Annotated in this window: 18 protein-coding genes and 2 pseudogenes; 8 read left to right on the top strand and 12 right to left on the bottom strand. The window is 37.8% G+C overall.

Annotation, left to right across the window (positions count from 1 at the left end; translation table 11 throughout):
• Positions 1-26: 26 nt before the first annotated feature.
• Together FJR05_RS01370 and FJR05_RS01365 are read right to left on the bottom strand one after the other, a co-directional pair.
• Positions 27-803: a RodZ domain-containing protein gene (locus tag FJR05_RS01370; RefSeq protein WP_168642466.1), complete on the bottom strand. Its 777-nt coding sequence runs from the start codon at positions 801-803 to the stop codon at positions 27-29.
• A gap of 16 nt (positions 804-819) precedes the next feature.
• Complete coding sequence (locus tag FJR05_RS01365) at positions 820-1,593, bottom strand: pseudouridine synthase (RefSeq protein WP_168642465.1); 774 nt, start codon at positions 1,591-1,593, stop codon at positions 820-822.
• Between the two features lie 142 nt (positions 1,594-1,735).
• Between FJR05_RS01365 and FJR05_RS01360 the strand changes: the two genes are divergently transcribed.
• Positions 1,736-2,449, top strand: coding sequence for a DUF2993 domain-containing protein (locus FJR05_RS01360; RefSeq protein ID WP_168642464.1), 714 nt, complete (start codon positions 1,736-1,738; stop codon positions 2,447-2,449).
• 103 nt (positions 2,450-2,552) lie between these two features.
• Here the strand turns inward: FJR05_RS01360 and FJR05_RS01355 are convergent, their stop codons facing one another.
• Together FJR05_RS01355 and cbiT are read right to left on the bottom strand one after the other, a co-directional pair.
• The gene (locus FJR05_RS01355; RefSeq protein WP_168642463.1) at positions 2,553-3,443 is read right to left on the bottom strand and encodes a phosphatidate cytidylyltransferase; all 891 of its coding nucleotides are present in this window, start codon (positions 3,441-3,443) and stop codon (positions 2,553-2,555) included.
• A gap of 66 nt (positions 3,444-3,509) precedes the next feature.
• Positions 3,510-4,112 carry a precorrin-6Y C5,15-methyltransferase subunit CbiT gene (gene cbiT, locus FJR05_RS01350; RefSeq protein ID WP_168642462.1) on the bottom strand — a complete coding sequence of 201 codons (603 nt, stop codon included), beginning with the start codon at positions 4,110-4,112 and terminating at the stop codon, positions 3,510-3,512.
• A 93-nt stretch (positions 4,113-4,205) separates the two neighbouring features.
• Here cbiT and FJR05_RS01345 point away from each other — a divergent pair, with 93 nt between their 5' ends.
• Positions 4,206-5,603: a serine/threonine-protein kinase gene (locus FJR05_RS01345; RefSeq protein ID WP_168642461.1), complete on the top strand. Its 1,398-nt coding sequence runs from the start codon at positions 4,206-4,208 to the stop codon at positions 5,601-5,603.
• Between the two features lie 298 nt (positions 5,604-5,901).
• Here FJR05_RS01345 and FJR05_RS01340 read toward each other — a convergent pair whose 3' ends face one another.
• The 6 genes from FJR05_RS01340 to FJR05_RS27800 form a co-directional block, all read right to left on the bottom strand.
• Entirely contained in the window at positions 5,902-6,609 is a 708-nt protein-coding gene (locus tag FJR05_RS01340; protein ID WP_168642460.1) for a Uma2 family endonuclease, read from the bottom strand.
• Positions 6,610-6,897: 288 nt separating this feature from the next.
• Positions 6,898-8,358 (bottom strand): amidophosphoribosyltransferase, encoded by a 1,461-nt coding sequence (purF, locus tag FJR05_RS01335; RefSeq protein ID WP_168642459.1) that lies wholly within the window; start codon positions 8,356-8,358, stop codon positions 6,898-6,900.
• Between the two features lie 253 nt (positions 8,359-8,611).
• Positions 8,612-11,044, bottom strand: a complete 2,433-nt coding sequence (gene purL / locus FJR05_RS01330; protein WP_168642458.1) for a phosphoribosylformylglycinamidine synthase subunit PurL — start codon at positions 11,042-11,044, stop codon at positions 8,612-8,614.
• 93 nt (positions 11,045-11,137) lie between these two features.
• Entirely contained in the window at positions 11,138-11,740 is a 603-nt protein-coding gene (locus FJR05_RS01325; RefSeq protein WP_168642457.1) for a Uma2 family endonuclease, read from the bottom strand.
• A 28-nt stretch (positions 11,741-11,768) separates the two neighbouring features.
• Positions 11,769-11,981 carry a type II toxin-antitoxin system HicB family antitoxin gene (locus tag FJR05_RS01320; RefSeq protein WP_168642456.1) on the bottom strand — a complete coding sequence of 71 codons (213 nt, stop codon included), beginning with the start codon at positions 11,979-11,981 and terminating at the stop codon, positions 11,769-11,771.
• A gap of 69 nt (positions 11,982-12,050) precedes the next feature.
• A complete protein-coding gene (locus FJR05_RS27800) occupies positions 12,051-12,176 on the bottom strand; it encodes a type II toxin-antitoxin system HicA family toxin (protein WP_371416764.1) in 126 nt (41 codons plus the stop codon).
• A gap of 68 nt (positions 12,177-12,244) precedes the next feature.
• On the opposite strand from FJR05_RS27800, the gene FJR05_RS01310 reads away from it, so the two are divergent.
• The 5 genes from FJR05_RS01310 to FJR05_RS01285 all read left to right on the top strand — a co-directional run bounded on the left by FJR05_RS01310 (position 12,245) and on the right by FJR05_RS01285 (position 14,398).
• The gene (locus tag FJR05_RS01310; protein ID WP_168642455.1) at positions 12,245-12,457 is read left to right on the top strand and encodes a hypothetical protein; all 213 of its coding nucleotides are present in this window, start codon (positions 12,245-12,247) and stop codon (positions 12,455-12,457) included.
• A gap of 531 nt (positions 12,458-12,988) precedes the next feature.
• Positions 12,989-13,183 (top strand): hypothetical protein, encoded by a 195-nt coding sequence (locus tag FJR05_RS01300; protein ID WP_168642454.1) that lies wholly within the window; start codon positions 12,989-12,991, stop codon positions 13,181-13,183.
• Positions 13,184-13,371: 188 nt separating this feature from the next.
• Entirely contained in the window at positions 13,372-13,584 is a 213-nt protein-coding gene (locus tag FJR05_RS01295; protein WP_168642453.1) for a hypothetical protein, read from the top strand.
• A gap of 80 nt (positions 13,585-13,664) precedes the next feature.
• Positions 13,665-14,081: a XisH family protein gene (locus tag FJR05_RS01290; protein WP_168642452.1), complete on the top strand. Its 417-nt coding sequence runs from the start codon at positions 13,665-13,667 to the stop codon at positions 14,079-14,081.
• Entirely contained in the window at positions 14,069-14,398 is a 330-nt protein-coding gene (locus FJR05_RS01285; RefSeq protein ID WP_168642451.1) for a XisI protein, read from the top strand. Before FJR05_RS01290 ends, FJR05_RS01285 begins: the two co-directional genes overlap by 13 nt.
• 107 nt (positions 14,399-14,505) lie before the next feature.
• Here FJR05_RS01285 and FJR05_RS01280 read toward each other — a convergent pair whose 3' ends face one another.
• Positions 14,506-16,278 carry a tetratricopeptide repeat protein gene (locus tag FJR05_RS01280; RefSeq protein ID WP_168642450.1) on the bottom strand — a complete coding sequence of 591 codons (1,773 nt, stop codon included), beginning with the start codon at positions 16,276-16,278 and terminating at the stop codon, positions 14,506-14,508.
• A 93-nt stretch (positions 16,279-16,371) separates the two neighbouring features.
• On the opposite strand from FJR05_RS01280, the pseudogene FJR05_RS01275 reads away from it, so the two are divergent.
• Positions 16,372-16,668: pseudogene (locus tag FJR05_RS01275) on the top strand (hypothetical protein); the annotation flags it as partial.
• Here the strand turns inward: FJR05_RS01275 and FJR05_RS01270 are convergent.
• Positions 16,657-16,841: pseudogene (locus tag FJR05_RS01270) on the bottom strand (hypothetical protein); the annotation flags it as partial. The pseudogenes FJR05_RS01275 and FJR05_RS01270 overlap by 12 nt on opposite strands.
• Positions 16,842-16,873 lie beyond the last annotated feature (32 nt).

The following is a 16,873-nucleotide window of genomic DNA, read 5'->3' as shown; positions in this document are numbered from 1 at the left end:
GACTCCTGACTCCTGACTCCTGACTCCTATAAATTTGGTTTAGCAGCGATGTTGATTTCTTGAGCTTTGCCAAGTTCTCCCATTTCCTTTGCTTTTTGCTGATTCACACTCATTAACACACCACCAGCATTATTAGTTTTTACTGTCAGTTGCTCGGTGGCATTCCAAGTGCGGCTAGAACCTTGTGGTAAAACTCCTTCAAAGGCTTTTTTACCATCTGTAACCACGCTAATCCAAGATGAAGCTTTTAAGGTAAGACCAATTTGTACAGATTGATTCTCTTTTTTGCTGATCAATGTATTATTAGCCGCTTTTTGCCCTGCCAATTGGGTTACAGTTTTTGGTTGAATTTGGCGATTGTTTGCCTGTAAATTGGCATTATTCAACAACTGGGATAAACCATTAACAGAGCAGAAAATCAGCCCAATATAAAGCAGGTAAAGATGAATAGGACGTAATTGAGGAACAGCTTGTACTTGCCAATTTGATTGAACAGCTACTGATTGAGAACCAATGGGGAAATGACTGGCAAATTCCCCACCCCGAATTCCTAAAGCATCTGCAAACTGTCTAATTAAACCTTGAATATAGATGGGTTCTGGTAAGTCGCTTAAATTACCTTCTTCAATGGCCTGTAAAAGTCGTCGAGGAATTCTGGTGAATGCGACTAATTCATCTAGAGTTAAACCCTGTTCCTGCCGTAGTGAAGCTAGTTGAGAGCCAAGTTGCCCTAACTTTTCGGCTTGGTGTTCCTTGATAGAAGGTTTGATGGGCTGTTCATCCTTCTTTCTGAACCATTTCATGTTTTTCTTTTACTCCTTAACTCGGCTTTGTCTGAATCGGTGTGTGAATTATCTGCTTATTTAAAAAACTAATTTCATCGTGACTAAGATGACGATATTTACCAGATGGCAAAAATGCTGTTGCTGATGTTTTTAATTGAATTGAACCAATAGCCGTGCGATGTAGCTTAATGACTGGATATCCCAACTGTTCGGCTATACGACGAATTTGACGGTTTCTTCCTTCCTGTAAAACTATCTCTAAACAGCTTTGATCAATATAATTTTCAATCAAACGTACCTGAGCAGGTCTTGTGATTCTTCCTTCCAGAACTATACCCTGACTCCACCTTTCGAGAACTTTTGCTGGAGGGTGTCCTTGCACTACAACGCGGTAGGTCTTGGAAATACTATGACTGGGATGGGTAAGTCCATAGGTCAATTCTCCATCATTGGTTAAAATCAATGCTCCTGTCGAGTCTACATCTAAACGGCCAACCGGGTGAATACCCAATCCGGTTCTTAATGCTGACGGCAGGAGATCCAAAACCGTTGTTCTTCCTTGGGGATCATGACAAGTGGAGACAATTCCTGCTGGTTTATGCAGTAATAAATACATTTTGGATGGACGCTGTTCTCCCAGCACAGGTTGACCATCTATAAAGATTTTATCTTGGTGAGGATCGACTTTTTGTCCTAAATGTGCTGTTACCCCATTCACACATACTCGTGATTGCCTAATCATTTCTTCGGCTTCACGTCGTGAAGCTATACCCCATTGAGCTAGAATTTTTTGTAGCCGTGCCTCCATGTTTAAACTGTGATTTTTCTGCTGAATATTTTTATACTGCTAATGGTTGCATTTTGTTGTTAACAAACTTCCATGTTAAAGTTAAGGGCTGTTTAAGATACTCAAAACTTGAGCATATTTACATTGATATAACCGTCGAAAAATGACAGAACCAAGTTCCCCAAATACAAATAACAGCAAAGTCCGGATTATTACAAAAGTTTTAACATCAGCGATTAAGCTCTGGTTAAGAAGCCAATTAAATCAAGTATCTCATTTGGAGGTACAGATCACAGCAAGCGATCGCCAATTGCTGTCTGGTTGCATTCCTGGAGTATCAATTTCTGCTAGTAATGCAGTGTATCAAGGTCTTCATGTTACACAAATCGAACTTCAGGCAGAAAAGATCCAACTGAATGTGGCCTCAATTTTGAAAGGACAACCTTTGCAATTATCAGCAATAGTACCTGTAGTTGGTAAGCTAATAATCGCTGAACAGGATCTTAATAATTCTCTGTCATCTCCATTATTATTAACGGCTATAAATGATGTACTGCTTCCACTATTAGCAGAATATAGCCTAAATTCCAAGGACATCACTTGGCGAAAAATCACCCTTGACAATCAGGTATTGATCCTGCATGGTATCCCAGTCTCTGAGATAGAAGGGGCATTTTTCAATATTTATTTAGGCTTAGAACTACTCAATGGTCAAGAACTGCAATTAACACAAGTTCAGGTCAAGACCGATCAGGGTTTGGTTTGGGAAAGGAATTCTCCTTGGATTATAAATCTAGGAACAGATGTTGATATCGCCGAAATTTCTTTGGTACCAGAACAACTCAGTTGTTATGGACGTATTAACGTTAACCCATAATCATTAAAAAATCAAAATTCAATATTCCCTAAATTTAGTTTAAATTATCTGGCTATTGTGGGTGACATGGGCAAGTGGAGACTATATCTTCTTTTAGTTACTATTACAGCGTTTTTTCTAATAAAGGTAAAAGTAATGTCACAAAATAATATACTAGAGGAGCAGTAAAAATATAGCTATCAGTCCGATCTAAAATCCCTCCGTGACCGGGGATCAATTGCCCTGAATCTTTGACACCAGCATCACGTTTCAATAAAGATTCTGTTAAGTCACCTAATAAACTAGCAATGCCAATAATTAGGCCCAAGATAGCGCCAGTGATGATCCAGTCGGGAAAATGGAGAAAGTAAGCGCCTATGATAGCAACAGTTAAACTGGCAATTACTCCAAAAACTGCACCTTCTACGGTTTTTTTAGGACTAATATCTGATAACCGAGTTTTGCCAAAGAATTTACCAATAATATAAGCACCAATATCAGCAGCCCAAATACATAAAAATGCGAGGGTGGTTGCTGTTAAACCTGTGGGTAAGGAGGTAAAATTGCCTTGTCCAATATCTTGCCAATTGGATGGCCAATAACCACCTAAAGGTAGGTTGCTGGTAATAGTGTGACCAACTCCCCGTAAGCGTACCCAGTAACTTGGTAAGTAACCTACATAAAACAGGCCCATGATAGAGGCGGAAATATCGGCAATGGTGGCTAACTTGGGTTGAAATAGGAGATAAAAACAAATGAGTGTGCCGGCTATTGGCATAATGGCATCAGCTAAACTACTATCGAGGGTAGAAATTGCCAATAATACCTGACTGACAAACATTGTTGTTTTGACTGCGGGTCTTATCCCTCTAGAGCGGACTAAATTAAAATACTCTTGTTGACCTAAAAATACGATAAGAGCGATCGCTATCGTAAAATACCAACCCCCTAAAAGAGTGGCAGATAGCGCCATGATAATCGCAATAATTCCACTAACAATTCGAGACCAGGGCATAGGATAATATTTGGGATTGGAGATTTTGGATTTTGGATATAACCCCAAACCGAAAACCGAAGGAATTTAATCTAATTTTTCACCACTGAGAATGAAAATAGGATCGGCTGCGACAAAGGTTTGAGAATAGCCTCGTGTTTCTAAGCGATTCACCGCTGACTGGACAACTTCAATATTCCTAACTCTTAACTGAGAAAAGCTTTGAGAAATGGTATACAGATTTTCTAGGTTAGCAGCAGTGGCGACTACTCGCCCAGACATGGGTAAATACTGCCATGCAGCTTGGACAATTTCCTGGATGGCTTTTCCTCCCTCAATGCAGATGCGATCAGGTGCTAACTTGATTTGGTCTAAGCATTCTGGGGCGCTACCTTCAATGACTTGGACATTTTTGACTTGAAAGCGATCGCAATTGCGTTTAATGAGGTTAGCCACATCCTCGTCCCGTTCGATAGCAATTACCCGTCCTTGGGGACACAATAAACCTACCTCTATAGGAATTGTACCTGTTCCTGCGCCAATATCCCACAATACCGAATCAGCTTGTAATCGTAATTGGGAAATCAACAACAATCTTAATTCTCGCTGACTTAGAGGAATACCTGGTAAATTCTCAAATAATTCGTCGGGGATACCTGGGGTAATATAAGGCCAAAGTGGGGAAGGCATAAGCAATTAAAAATTAACAATTAAAATTTAACAATTGGCAATAGGGACGATAATTTTGGTAGTTATACTGACAAGTGATACCAGGAGACTGCGATGATAAATAGGGAAATCTTAGCTAATCGCTACGAAATTCAACAACAGCTAGGCAAAAAAGCCGGGAGAAAAACCTTCCTCGCTACTGATTTAGTAACTGGAAAATCGGTAATTGTCAAGTTACTTGCTTTTAGTAGTGATTTTGAATGGGATGATCTCAAATTATTTGAGAGAGAAGCCCAAACCTTAAACTCTTTATCACATTCTCAGATTCCTGCCTACTTAGACTATTTTGAAGTAAATTCTTCTAAATATCAAGGATTTGCTCTTATCCAAACTTATATCCCAGCCCAAACTCTAGAACAATATTTACAAACTGGGAGAAAATTTACAGAAATTGAAGTCAAAGAAATTGCTTCATCAGTTTTAGAGATTCTTATATATTTACATGAGTTAAATCCACCAGTTATCCATCGTGATATTAAACCTAGCAATATTTTATTAGGAGAGCGATCGGGCAATAGTGTCGGTGAAGTTTATTTAATAGATTTTGGTTCAGTCCAAACTATCCTAGCAGCAGAAACAGGGACAAGAACTATTGTCGGAACTTATGGTTATATGCCACAGGAACAGTTTGGAGGGTGTACCGTTCCCGCTTCTGACCTTTATAGTTTAGGATGCACAATAATTTATTTAGTAACGGGGACTAACCCAGCGGATTTACCACAAAAGGATTTTCGCATTCAATTTCAGCAAGTTGCTAATCTGAGTCCCAATTTTACTAACTGGTTGCAGCAAATCACAGAACCCAGTTTAGAAAAGCGGTTTTCTACTGCAACTAGCGCACTCACCGCTTTAGAAAATCCAGAATACAGCGAAATCATAGCTTTACCTGTTGGTAAACCGGCAGGTAGTAAAATTCAACTTAGGAAAAATGAAGATACTTTAGACATTACTATTCCTCCCGTTGGCTTTCAATCCTCAATGGTGTTTATCGGGTTTTTTGCCACATTTTGGAATTTATTTATCTTAGTTTGGACTATTGGCGCTCTTTCTGCACCTTTTCCCGGTAATATACCCTTTGCGTTGTTTTCCTTACCTTTTTGGGGTGTAGGGTTTTCGATGATTTACGGTATATTATATGGTTTATATGGTAGTTTGAAAATTAGTATAAATCAGCAACAAATAGTTCTTAATTATCAATTGGGGAAATGGAAAATCCCCCGTCGTCGTTCAGCTTCCAGAGAAAGTATTGATAAATTGGTTTATACACCCAAGTATTTTACTAAAGATTCCGATGGAGATAAAACTCAAGTACCTGCAAAATTGGTGCTTTGGGCAGGAGTGGAAAAATTTGAGTTTGGTGTTAATAATATGACTATTCAATCTGAAGTGGAATTAGAATGGTTAGCAAATGAATTAAGTGATTGGTTAGGTATAGAAATCACCAGTTTGTAAGGGTTTAGCATTGCTAAACCCTTACTCTTCACTGAGTCAGTGGTTAGATATGCCAATTAGGACAGAATAAATAAAGTCTATAGTTAATTACATTGAAGTCTCAGAAATTTCCAAGAAGGAATGAAAAAACCTCATGAAGATCATAATTTAGACAAGGAAAACTTAGATTAGGCAAAATAACGCGAAATAATTAGATCCCAGACTTTACCAAAAAATCGGGGATCTTTGTGTTTATAATTTGCAAAGAATAGCAATCTATCTTTCTGTAATCGGAAAAAATCTGAAAATTTTTAATTTCCTAAATGTCTTCTGGATTCACCCCTAAATCGCGTAATTTTTGGGCTAATCTTTCAGCTTTTAATCGTTCTTGATCTGCACGTTGTTGTTGTTGCTGTGCAAACTCTTCTGGAGTTGGTAATCTTTGTCCTTGTTGATCATACCAATATAACCATTCTCGCGTTCGTCCTAAATATGTACCCCGTTCTCTTCCTAATGCTAAACCTATTTCTGGCATCCATACCTGTGCATTAGGCTGTAGAACATATTCACTATTTTCTAATTTATAAATTTCTAAAGGTTGCCGTTTGCGACGATATTGACGAGTAGGTACATAAATTGCATAATACAAAATCCCTAATTTAGCATAATCAATTTTCTTTTTCTCATATTCTCCGCCATAGGTTTTAGAAACAACTTCTAAAGCAAAAATAGGAGAAATATTATCTTCTTCCCAAAATACATAACTTAACCTTCCTTCTTCACCAATAAACCTTTCGACACCTAAAGTTAGAAATCCATCAGGAACTAATGCTGGTTGACTTGGTGCGTAGTAAATACCCATATCCACACCGAAAAACCAATCATTTCGGTTATTCCAAAACAAAGCTAAAATCGCTTCTAGTAAATTAGGAATCAGGTTTTGTAGTTCGTTATCCACTGGAGTATCATCAGAGTCAGGAAGTTCAGCAGAAGATGGAAGACATTCGCGCAAGTGGTAATTTACCATAACAGTCTTCACCATAACTATGTAAATCTATTTTATCGCCAAAATACTGAATAATATGCCTGTGTTATTATTATCTATAAATGTCTTTGGGAGTTTCACCCGTGAATAATCTTAATGTCATCACCTTACCGGATAATTCATCAAACAAAAATCCTGTAAATCCTCAAATCCTGGGTATCCTGATTCTGACAGTTAAATATTGAGGCGGGAAAGACTATGGCTTACGCCACGCTGCGCTATCGACAGGCTCAGTCCAAGGATGCCCACCCCACAAGATGATAGAATTATCTAAACTACAACCTTTTCCAAAATTAACTTAGAACGCTTCATTTTTTCAGGAATAGCAACAGGATAATCACCAGTAAAACAAGCCGAACAGAAACTATTAGTATCTTCTCTGGTTGTTTCTAGCATTCCCTCCCAACTCAAATAAGCTAAACTATCAACTTGTAATTGCTTGGCTATTTCTTCGACGGATTTCGTCGCAGCAATTAATTGATCTTGGGTATCGGTATCAATACCATAGAAACAAGGATGAGTTACAGGAGGAGAAGAAATTCTCATGTGAACTTCGGCTACACCAGCATCACGCAAGGCTTGAACGAGTTTGCGGCTAGTAGTTCCCCGGACAATAGAATCATCAATAATTACAACTCGCTTACCGAATAAAACATCTTTGAGAGGGTTAAGTTTCATTTTAATCCCTGATTCTCGCATGGCTTGGGTAGGTTGAATAAAGGTGCGGCCGACGTAGCGATTTTTAATCAGTCCTTCACCGTAAGCTATACCAGAAGCTTGGGAAAAGCCAATAGCTGCGGGGATACCAGAATCAGGAACACCAAAGACTAAATCAGCTTCTACGGGGGATTCAGCCGCCATTTTCCGTCCTAGCCGCATTCGATAACTGTATAAAGTTTCGTCGTGCATGAGGCTATCAGGACGGGCAAAGTAGATCATTTCAAAGATACAAAGTTTGCGTTCTGATTGTTGATGCCATTGAAATGATTCTAAACCGGTTTCGGTGATCCAAACTAATTCTCCTGGTTGGACATCACGCAGATATTCTGCACCAATAATATCTAAACCGCAAGTTTCGGAAGCGAGAACATAGCGGACAGGGTTACTATCTAACGTGCCAATTACTAAGGGACGAATACCATTAGGATCACGGACTCCCATTACGCCTTCTGGTGTGCCAATGGTGAGACTAAATGCGCCTTCGCAACGATGAAAGGCACTCATAGCGCCTGTTACCCAGTCTGCACCGGCATTGACTTCTTGAGCGATCGCATAAGCAATCATTTCTGAGTCGGTGGTCGTGACTAAGTTAAACTTATCTTTGAGTAACTCTTCTCGCAGTTTTACGGTATTGACTAAATTACCGTTATGTGCAAGTGCCAATAAACCCAACCGAGTTTCTACTACAGCAGGTTGGGCGTTAACTTTGCGACTAGAACCGGTAGTGGAATAGCGAGTATGACCAACTGCCAGGTTTCCGGGTAACTCATCTAAAATGGCTTCATTAAAGACTTGAGACACCAAGCCCATATCTTTGTGCTGGTGGACGTGAGAACCATCAAAGGTAGCAATCCCAGCAGATTCTTGACCCCGATGCTGAAGAGCATACAATCCAAAGTAGGTCAATTTAGCAACGTCTTGTTCTGGGGCGTAAATGCCAAACACACCACAAGCTTCTTCTGGCTTGTCAGGGCGGTTTTCATCCAAGATAACGGAATTAAGGGGAATCATGCTGGTATTGCTCCTGGTGGGGTGTCGAGTCAATGGAAATTGGGGATTAGGGATTGGGGAGCAGGGGAGCAGGGGAGCAGGGGAGAAAAATACTTATCTTGTCTCTTCTCTTTCCTCTGTTATCTGTCACCTGTCACCTTCTTCCTACGTCTTAACAAATCTTTAACCATCCATTAAAACAGTACCGTAAATTGGTCAAGGATTGAGTATGAATTGTAAATTTTCATGTTGAATCCTTGATTTTTGCTGGTGATTAGGTATTGGTGTAGATAGCGAGACGGTTGGAGATTGCCTGAAAATAGCGATCGCTCATATCTTTGAGACTAACCTGGAGTAACTGATGGTTATCTGCGGTTAAAATCTCCAAAGTACCAGAATTAGCTACTGTTCCTAGTTTTTGCCACTTATCGGGGAGATGCTCCTGTAAGTAGGATTCCCAAATTTCTTGGTTTTCTTCACTGACAGAAACTAAAATTCTCGCCCCACCTTCACCAAAAAGAACTTCATCCAATCGTGAATCATGATTTGCAGAAATTGGGAAACTAATTTCCGCCCCCAAATTTCCCGACAGACAAGATTCCGCTATAGCAACAGTCACACCACCCTCAGCCGAATCATGGGCAGAATTTACCCAACCAGCGCGAATACCATGACGACAAGCTTTTTGGACACAGCGTTCTAAATCAAAATCAATTCTAGGTGGCTTCCCTGCGATCGTATGATGAATCGTTGCCAAATATTCAGAAGCCCCCAATCCCATTCTAGACTCTATAGCCCCCCTTTCTAAATTCGACTCTATAGCCCCCCTTTCTAAGGGGGGTTGGGGGGATCTAGATTGAATTGATAAACCCAGAAGATAAATTATATCACCTGCATTTTGCCAACCTTGTCCACAAATTTTTGTTAAATCAGGAATCAACCCCACCATACCCACAACCGGAGTCGGGTAAATTGGTTGGGGATTACCGTCCGCGTCAAAAGTTTCATTGTAGAGAGAGACATTCCCCCCAGTTACCGGCGTTCCCAACTCTCGACAACCTTCACTTAAACCCCGACAAGCAGACGCTAATTGCCAATAACCAATGGGTTTTTCTGGACTACCAAAATTGAGGTTATCTGTCACAGCGATGGGTTCAGCACCCACACAGCTAAGATTTCGGGCAGCTTCCGCCACCACTGCCTTAGCACCCTCATAAGGATCAAGATAGACATAACGAGAATTACAATCTACCGTAGCCGCAACGCCCGATTTTAGATTTTGGATTTTGGATTTTGGATTTTGGGGTGCTTCTAAAGGACGGATACGAATCACAGCCGCATCTGCACCACCGGGTAACAATACTGTATTATTCTGAACTTGATGATCATATTGGCGATAAACCCAGCTTTTAGAAGCAATGGAAGGAGTATCTAGCAAAGTCAATAAAATCTGATTCCAACTTTGCAAACTTCCCACAATTTCAATACCCGCAGCATTACAAACAGGTAAATCATCACTTGTCCATTGCCAAGCTTTTTGGGCATATTCGGGGGCTTCTGTTAATAATTCCCTTTCATACAAAGGCGTATTTTCCGCCAAAGCATCAGCGAGAATTTCCGCCGCAATTTTCCCCTCAAACCAAATTCTGACAATAGGTTCTTCAATTACCGTACCCGCAACCACCGCTTGCAGTCCCCAACGGTGAAAAATATCAATTAACTCCTGTTCTCGTCCCTTTTCGGCAACAAACAACATTCGTTCTTGAGATTCCGACAGCAGGTATTCATAAGGAATCATTCCCGATTCCCGCACCGGAATTTTATCTAAATCGAAATCAATCCCGACACCACCTTTAGCAGCCATTTCCGAAGTTGAACAGGTAATACCCGCAGCCCCCATATCCTGTGCCGCAACTACAGCCCCGGTTTTAAATGCCTCTAAACAAGCTTCAATTAAAGACTTTTCGACAAATGGATCTCCCACTTGCACAGCGGGACGGTTATCCATTGATTCATCAGTTAATTCGGCACTGGCAAAACTCGCGCCGCCCATGCCATCCCGTCCGGTGGTTGAACCCACATACAGCACGGGATTTCCGAAGCCAGAAGCCCCTGATTTGACAATTTCTGACGTTTCCATCAAACCCAAAGCCATGACGTTAACCAGGGGATTTCCAGAGTAGGCAGGGTCAAAATACACTTCACCACCTACAGTCGGAACTCCAACGCAATTACCATAATGTGAAATACCAGATACTACACCTGTAAACAATCTTTGGGTTTTCGGATCATTCAAATCTCCAAACCGCAAAGAGTTTAATAAGGCTATGGGACGCGCCCCCATTGTAAAGATATCTCTTAATATCCCACCTACTCCGGTTGCTGCACCTTGAAATGGTTCAACGGCGGAAGGGTGGTTATGGGATTCTATTTTAAACGCTAATTGTAGTCCGTCGCCGATATCCACAACTCCGGCATTTTCACCGGGTCCAACGAGAATGCGGGGTCCTGTCGTGGGAAACTGTTTGAGTAAAGGGCGGGAATTTTTATAACAGCAATGTTCTGACCACATCACCCCAAACATACCTAATTCGGCTTTGTTGGGATGACGACCTAAGCGGCGGACGATTTCGGTATATTCTTCTGGTTTTATGCCTTCTGAGGCAATTTCTTGGGGAGAAAAGGGATGTTCGGAAGTGGTGGTCATGGAAATTATGCACCAAGAGGACAGAGAAATATTCTATCTGAAGATTCCCGACTTTTTTTTAAATCTTGTCACATTTTTTGGCTAGATTATTATTTATGCCATCTTGTTCTCAGGTTTTTCTGATTCAAGAGGATGAAAATTCACATCTTCATAAAGTTCTGTCATTGTCCCTGCAAAATTGATAGTTTGTAATTGAAATGATGCTTGTTCACCTACATAAGACTGTAAAATCCAAAGTCCATCATCATTGCGTCTAAAACATTCAACTCTTGGTTTTTTCGAATTAATTAAAACGTATTCTTGCAAAGTTTCCATAATTTGATAATCAGCAAATTTATCACCTCTATCAAATCCTTCTGTAGAATTAGATAAAACTTCTATTATTAAACAAGGAAATCTTTTATAACCTGGAGTTTCTTGATCTCTTGCATCACAAGTTACCATCACATCAGGATAGTAAAATCTATTTAAAGATTCTATTCTCGCTTTCATATCCGCAATATATACCCGACAACCAGAACCCCGCACATGATTACGGAGTAAAGAGAATATATTCCCCGCTATAGTAACATGAGGATCAAGTACGCCAGCCATTGCATAAATATATCCATCAATATATTCATGTTTAACTGTGCTTTTTTCTTCCATTGCTAAATATTCTTCTGGTGTGATGTAAAAATCTGGAGAAGCAATCATATTTTATAAACTCCTAAAACAAACTGTATTAAATTAAAACTTCAACTTCTTGAGCGATACTTGTAGGTTGAGGAATTGGTAAACCTGACTCTATTAAACCTTCTATATGAAATTCTATGGACTCTACAATTAGTTGTGGAACTTCTGCTAATGTTTCAGCTACAGCTATACAACCGGGTAAGTCAGGAACATAAGCACCATAACTGGTATTTCCTTTTTCAATTACTACTGTATAACGCATTATTCTTCCTCCAATTTTGCTTGTCTCCAAATACTTTTTAATGTACCAATGGGTACATAAATATTAGGTTTACCGGAAACTGTAACTAACTGTACCAAGTTTATCAGGATGTTTAAACTGTCGGTGACTTCCTCTAGTTCTGGCTAAATACCAACCATCAGCTTCTAGTCGCTGAATTACTAATCTTACTTTCATATTAACATCTATTTGTAATCAATAGTTTGATTTATTGTATAATTAATTATGTAGCTCGCTGATAAAATATGCAAGATACCCTAACCATTACTATTACTCCAGAACTGAAAGCAGCACTTTTAGAAATTACTCAAACTGAAGGTATATCTGCTGATAGTTTAATTGGGAAAGCTATTGAGGACTACATCTTTACACACAAATTCCGTGCATTGCGTTCTTACTTGATGCAAAAGAATGAAACAGTTTACACAGATGAGGGAATTTTTGAAATAATTTCATGAAGCTAGTTATAGATACTAATAATTAATAATAACATTGGTAACACTATGTTCTGAAAATATGAATAAACAACATAAAATATATTTAGATGTTTGTTGCCTTAATCGTCCTTTTAATGACCAAACCCAATGGTGAATTAGGTTAGAAACTGAAGCAATTTTAGAAATTATCAATCATTGTCTATCTGGAAAATGGCAATTAGTCAGCAGCACAGCTTTAGAATTAGAAATTGCCAGAACTCCAGATATAAACAGGAGAGAACAAGTACAAAAAGTTTTAACAATGGCTCATGATAAGATTTTAGTCACAGAAGAAATTACTCAACGAGCAATAGAATTAACAACCTTTAATATTAAAAAATTTGATGCTTTTCATCTGGCTTGTGCTGAAAAAAAACGCTGATATTTTTCTAACTACTGATAGCCGTCTATTGTCAAAATCATTAAGCTATAAGGATAATATAAATATAATAGTTGCTAATCCAATGATTTGGTTAGCAGAAGCTACCAATAATATTGTACAAGGAGGAGAAAATGACCCCAATTGAACTATACAGAAAAGGATTTAAAGCTCTCGTAGATGCTTTAGGATATGTTGACGCTATCAGATTTATTCGTCAATTTGATAATGGTAGTGGAGACTATACAGAAGAACGTCATCAATGGTTAGATAATGTAACAATGGATGAAATATTAGCAGATATTAAGAAACATCAAGAAACTATCTAGGGGAAAGAGATAAATAGGTTTAGAAAAAGATTTATCTGCTAAAGAAATACAAGCCATTTCTAGGGTGCGTTGTCTGTCAGTGGATGTTTTCATCTTGGTTAAAGAAGTAAATTTTTGACTTTATTTGTGAAAATAGATATGGTAGCTCAATCTATTGTATAATTAACCATGTAGCTCGCTGATAAAATATGCAAGATACCCTAACCATTGCCATTACTCCAGAACTTAAAGCAGCACTTTTAGAAATTACTCAAACTGAAGGTATATCTGCTGATAGTTTAGTTGGTAAAGCTATTGAAGACTACATCTTTACACACAAATTCCGTGTATTGCGTTCTTACTTGATGCAAAAGAATGAAACAGTTTACACAGATGAGGAAATTTTTGAGATAATTTCATGAAGCTAGTTATAGATACTAATGTTTTATGAGATTGAAAGAGATTTTAGATATAATTATTGATGTTAATTAATTGTTTGCTTATGCCATCTAAAGATATATTTCATGAATCTGTACGTAATGCCTTAGAAAAAGATGGTTGGAAAATCACCCATGATCCACTGTATATTAAAGTTGATGATATCGAATTTTTTGTAGACTTAGGAGCAGAAAGACTATTAGCAGCGCAAAAACAAGGTCAACAAATAGCTGTAGAAGTTAAATCTTTTGTAGGTACATCTGAAGTAACTGATTTTCATCTTGCATTAGGTCAAACTCTCAATTATCGGTTAGCATTAAAAAAAGAACAACCTGAACGGGTTTTGTATTTAGCTATTAGCCAAGACACATATCGAGATTTTTTCTCTCGTCAATTTATCCAAGAATCTTTAAAAGAATATCAAATTAAGGTTTTAATTTTTGATTCTTTCAAGCAGGAGATTGTTTTATGGAAAGAATAAATTATTCACAAATTATTCAAGATATTTTAAGTAATCATTCTCGTAATGATACAGCTAATGGTACAGAAATTCAATTGCTGTTTGATACCCAACGTCATCATTATCAAGTATTAAATATTGGTTGGAAACAACAAATCAGAACCTATGGGGTGATTATTCATGTTGATATTAAAGATGATAAAATCTGGATACAAAGAGATGGTACAGAAATTGGTGTTGCTAATGAATTAATCGCTGCTGGTGTCCCTAAAGAAGATATTGTTTTAGGATTTCATGCTCCTTATAAGCGGCAATTTACAGGTTTTGCGGTGGAATAATAAATACTTTGGGTAAATTATTTATTGATGTTAACAATTGGGGATATTTTCGTGAAGTCAGGGATCTAGAATTTAGATGTTTTCATGCCTTTGATAAAATTTCCATTTTACCACAATGCTCTTATAGGTTCTAGCTTTAGTTGATTTTGAATTTGTCTAATTTGTTCCTGTGCATTGTTATATCCATCTTGTAAATTTTTAGCTGTATATAATTTTGCAGCTTGTTCAAAATCCTTAATTGCAGCTTGCTTATCGTTTAAATATCTGTAAACATAACCTCTATTATAGTAGGCATCTGGGTAGTCTGGGTTAAGTTTAATTGCTTGGCTATAATCTTTAATTGCTTGTGGATATTCTTTTAAATCAAAGTAAGCAATACCTCTGTTATAATATATATCTGGACTTTCGGGAGAGAGTTTTAAGGCTTGGTTATAATCTTCAATTGCTTCCCTAAAGTCTTTTAATTTTCCTTTAACAATACCCCGATTAAGATAGCCTATTGAATCATTAGGTTTCGATTGAATAAACTTATTTAAATCCTCAATTGCTTCCTGGTTTTTCTCAATTTTGGAGTAAGAAATACCTCTATTAAGATAAGGTAAATCAAATTTTGGGTTTAGACCAATCACTTTAGTACAATCATCAATTGCTTTCTGGTATTCTTTCATAATAAAGTATGTACCACACCTATCACTATAAGCATCAGCATACCCAGGATTAATTCTAATTGCCTCTGAGGTATCTTCAATTACTTCTTTATACTCTCCAAGATTATAGTGAACTTTTGCCCTTTCATAGAAAGCTTCAGAATAGTTAGGATAAATCTTTATTGCTTCGGTAAATTCTTCAATTGCTCCTTGCTTATCTTCTTTCTTTAATTTCTCGATACCTTGTTTATAGAATTTTCCAGCTTTGATTTGGGGTAACTGATTATATAAAAGTATGGCTAATCCAGTAATACCAATCACTGCTAATACCCATGCAAAAATCATATTTAATTGCTTTTTATGTTTATACTTTTTATTGTTATTAGTGGAACTTGCTTTTGACTCGGAGATAGCTAGAATCTTCTCCAAATCAGCTAGAACATCTGTTACTGATTGATAGCGACGCTGATAACCTGGAGATACCATTTTATCTATTACATTGGCTACTTTTGATTTCAACTGTTGTTGTTTACGCCAAATAACTTGATTATTATTCGGATTTCTTAATTCTTGCAATTCATTTGCATCTATTCCTAAAAGTGCTTGAATAGCAATCATTCCCACAGCATAAATATCACTATTAAATTGTGGCTTTCCATGAAATTGTTCTATAGGCATATAACCAGGAGTACCAATAGAGACAGTTTGATTAATTTGCTTTTGTGCTATTTGTGTTCTGAGTTCTTTAACTGCACCAAAATCAATCAAAACTATTTGATTATCAGAATCACGACGCATTAAATTATCAGGTTTAATATCTCGATGAATGATTCTCTCTTGATGCACATAGTCTAAAATTTTTAATACATCTATCAATAACTTAATAACTTGGTCTTCATTCCAAGGTTGACCAGGGATAATTTCATCCGTTAAAGGATGTCCATCAATAAATTCTTGAACTAAATAAAATTCTTGATTTTCCTCAATATCAGCTAAAAGTGTAGGAATTTGAGGGTGTTTACCTAACTTTTCTAAAATTTCCGCTTCTTGTTTAAATAAACGACTAGCAATTTGCAAAGATTGGGGATCATTACTCAGGTAGCGCAGTTGCTTTACAACACATTCAGGATGACCAGGACGTTTGATATCTTTAGATAAAAATGTTTGCCCAAAAGTTCCACCGCCTAATACTCGCACAATTTGGTAGCGATTATCTAAAAGTTGAGTAACCATAGTGATGCCTTAGCTCTCTTTGTCTAGATTATTACACAATCAGTATTCCCTTACTCTCTACTTTAGCTAAAAAAATACATTTTTTACCTTTAACAAGCCTTAAAAGACCAAGGAGCAGAAATTAGACAGTTAATTGAACAGGTAGCCCAAAATATAAAATTTGAACAACATCGCACCGTTTTAATTAGAGCCTATGGTTTATTTGTGCAAGCTATAAACCGTTTACGTTTTGCTATGCAATTACAAGATATTAGCCGCAGAAATGCAGAAATTGACGCTGCTAGAGGTATGTTATTTGCGGCTTTAGCAGATTATACTAATCCCCATTTATTAGCAGAAACCTGTGCGCCTGGACAACTGCGCCGGTTAGAATGTTCTTGGGCTATTGAACATACGGGGTCCTGTCGTGGGAAACTGCTTGAGTAAAGGGCGAGAATTTTTATAACAGCAATGTTCTGACCACATCACCCCAAACATACCTAATTCGGCTTTGTTGGGGTGACGACCTAAGCAGCGGACTATATTTTGGTATATTCTTCGGGTTTTATGCCTTCTGAGGCTATTTCTCAGCAATTCTCATTTTGAAAAAAATAAA

It is taken from the genome of Dolichospermum sp. UHCC 0259 (genome assembly GCF_009711935.1).
In the GTDB taxonomy this organism is placed as follows: domain Bacteria; phylum Cyanobacteriota; class Cyanobacteriia; order Cyanobacteriales; family Nostocaceae; genus Dolichospermum.
Note: the sequence above shows the minus strand (reverse complement) of the source record. Positions and strands in the feature narration are given on the sequence as shown.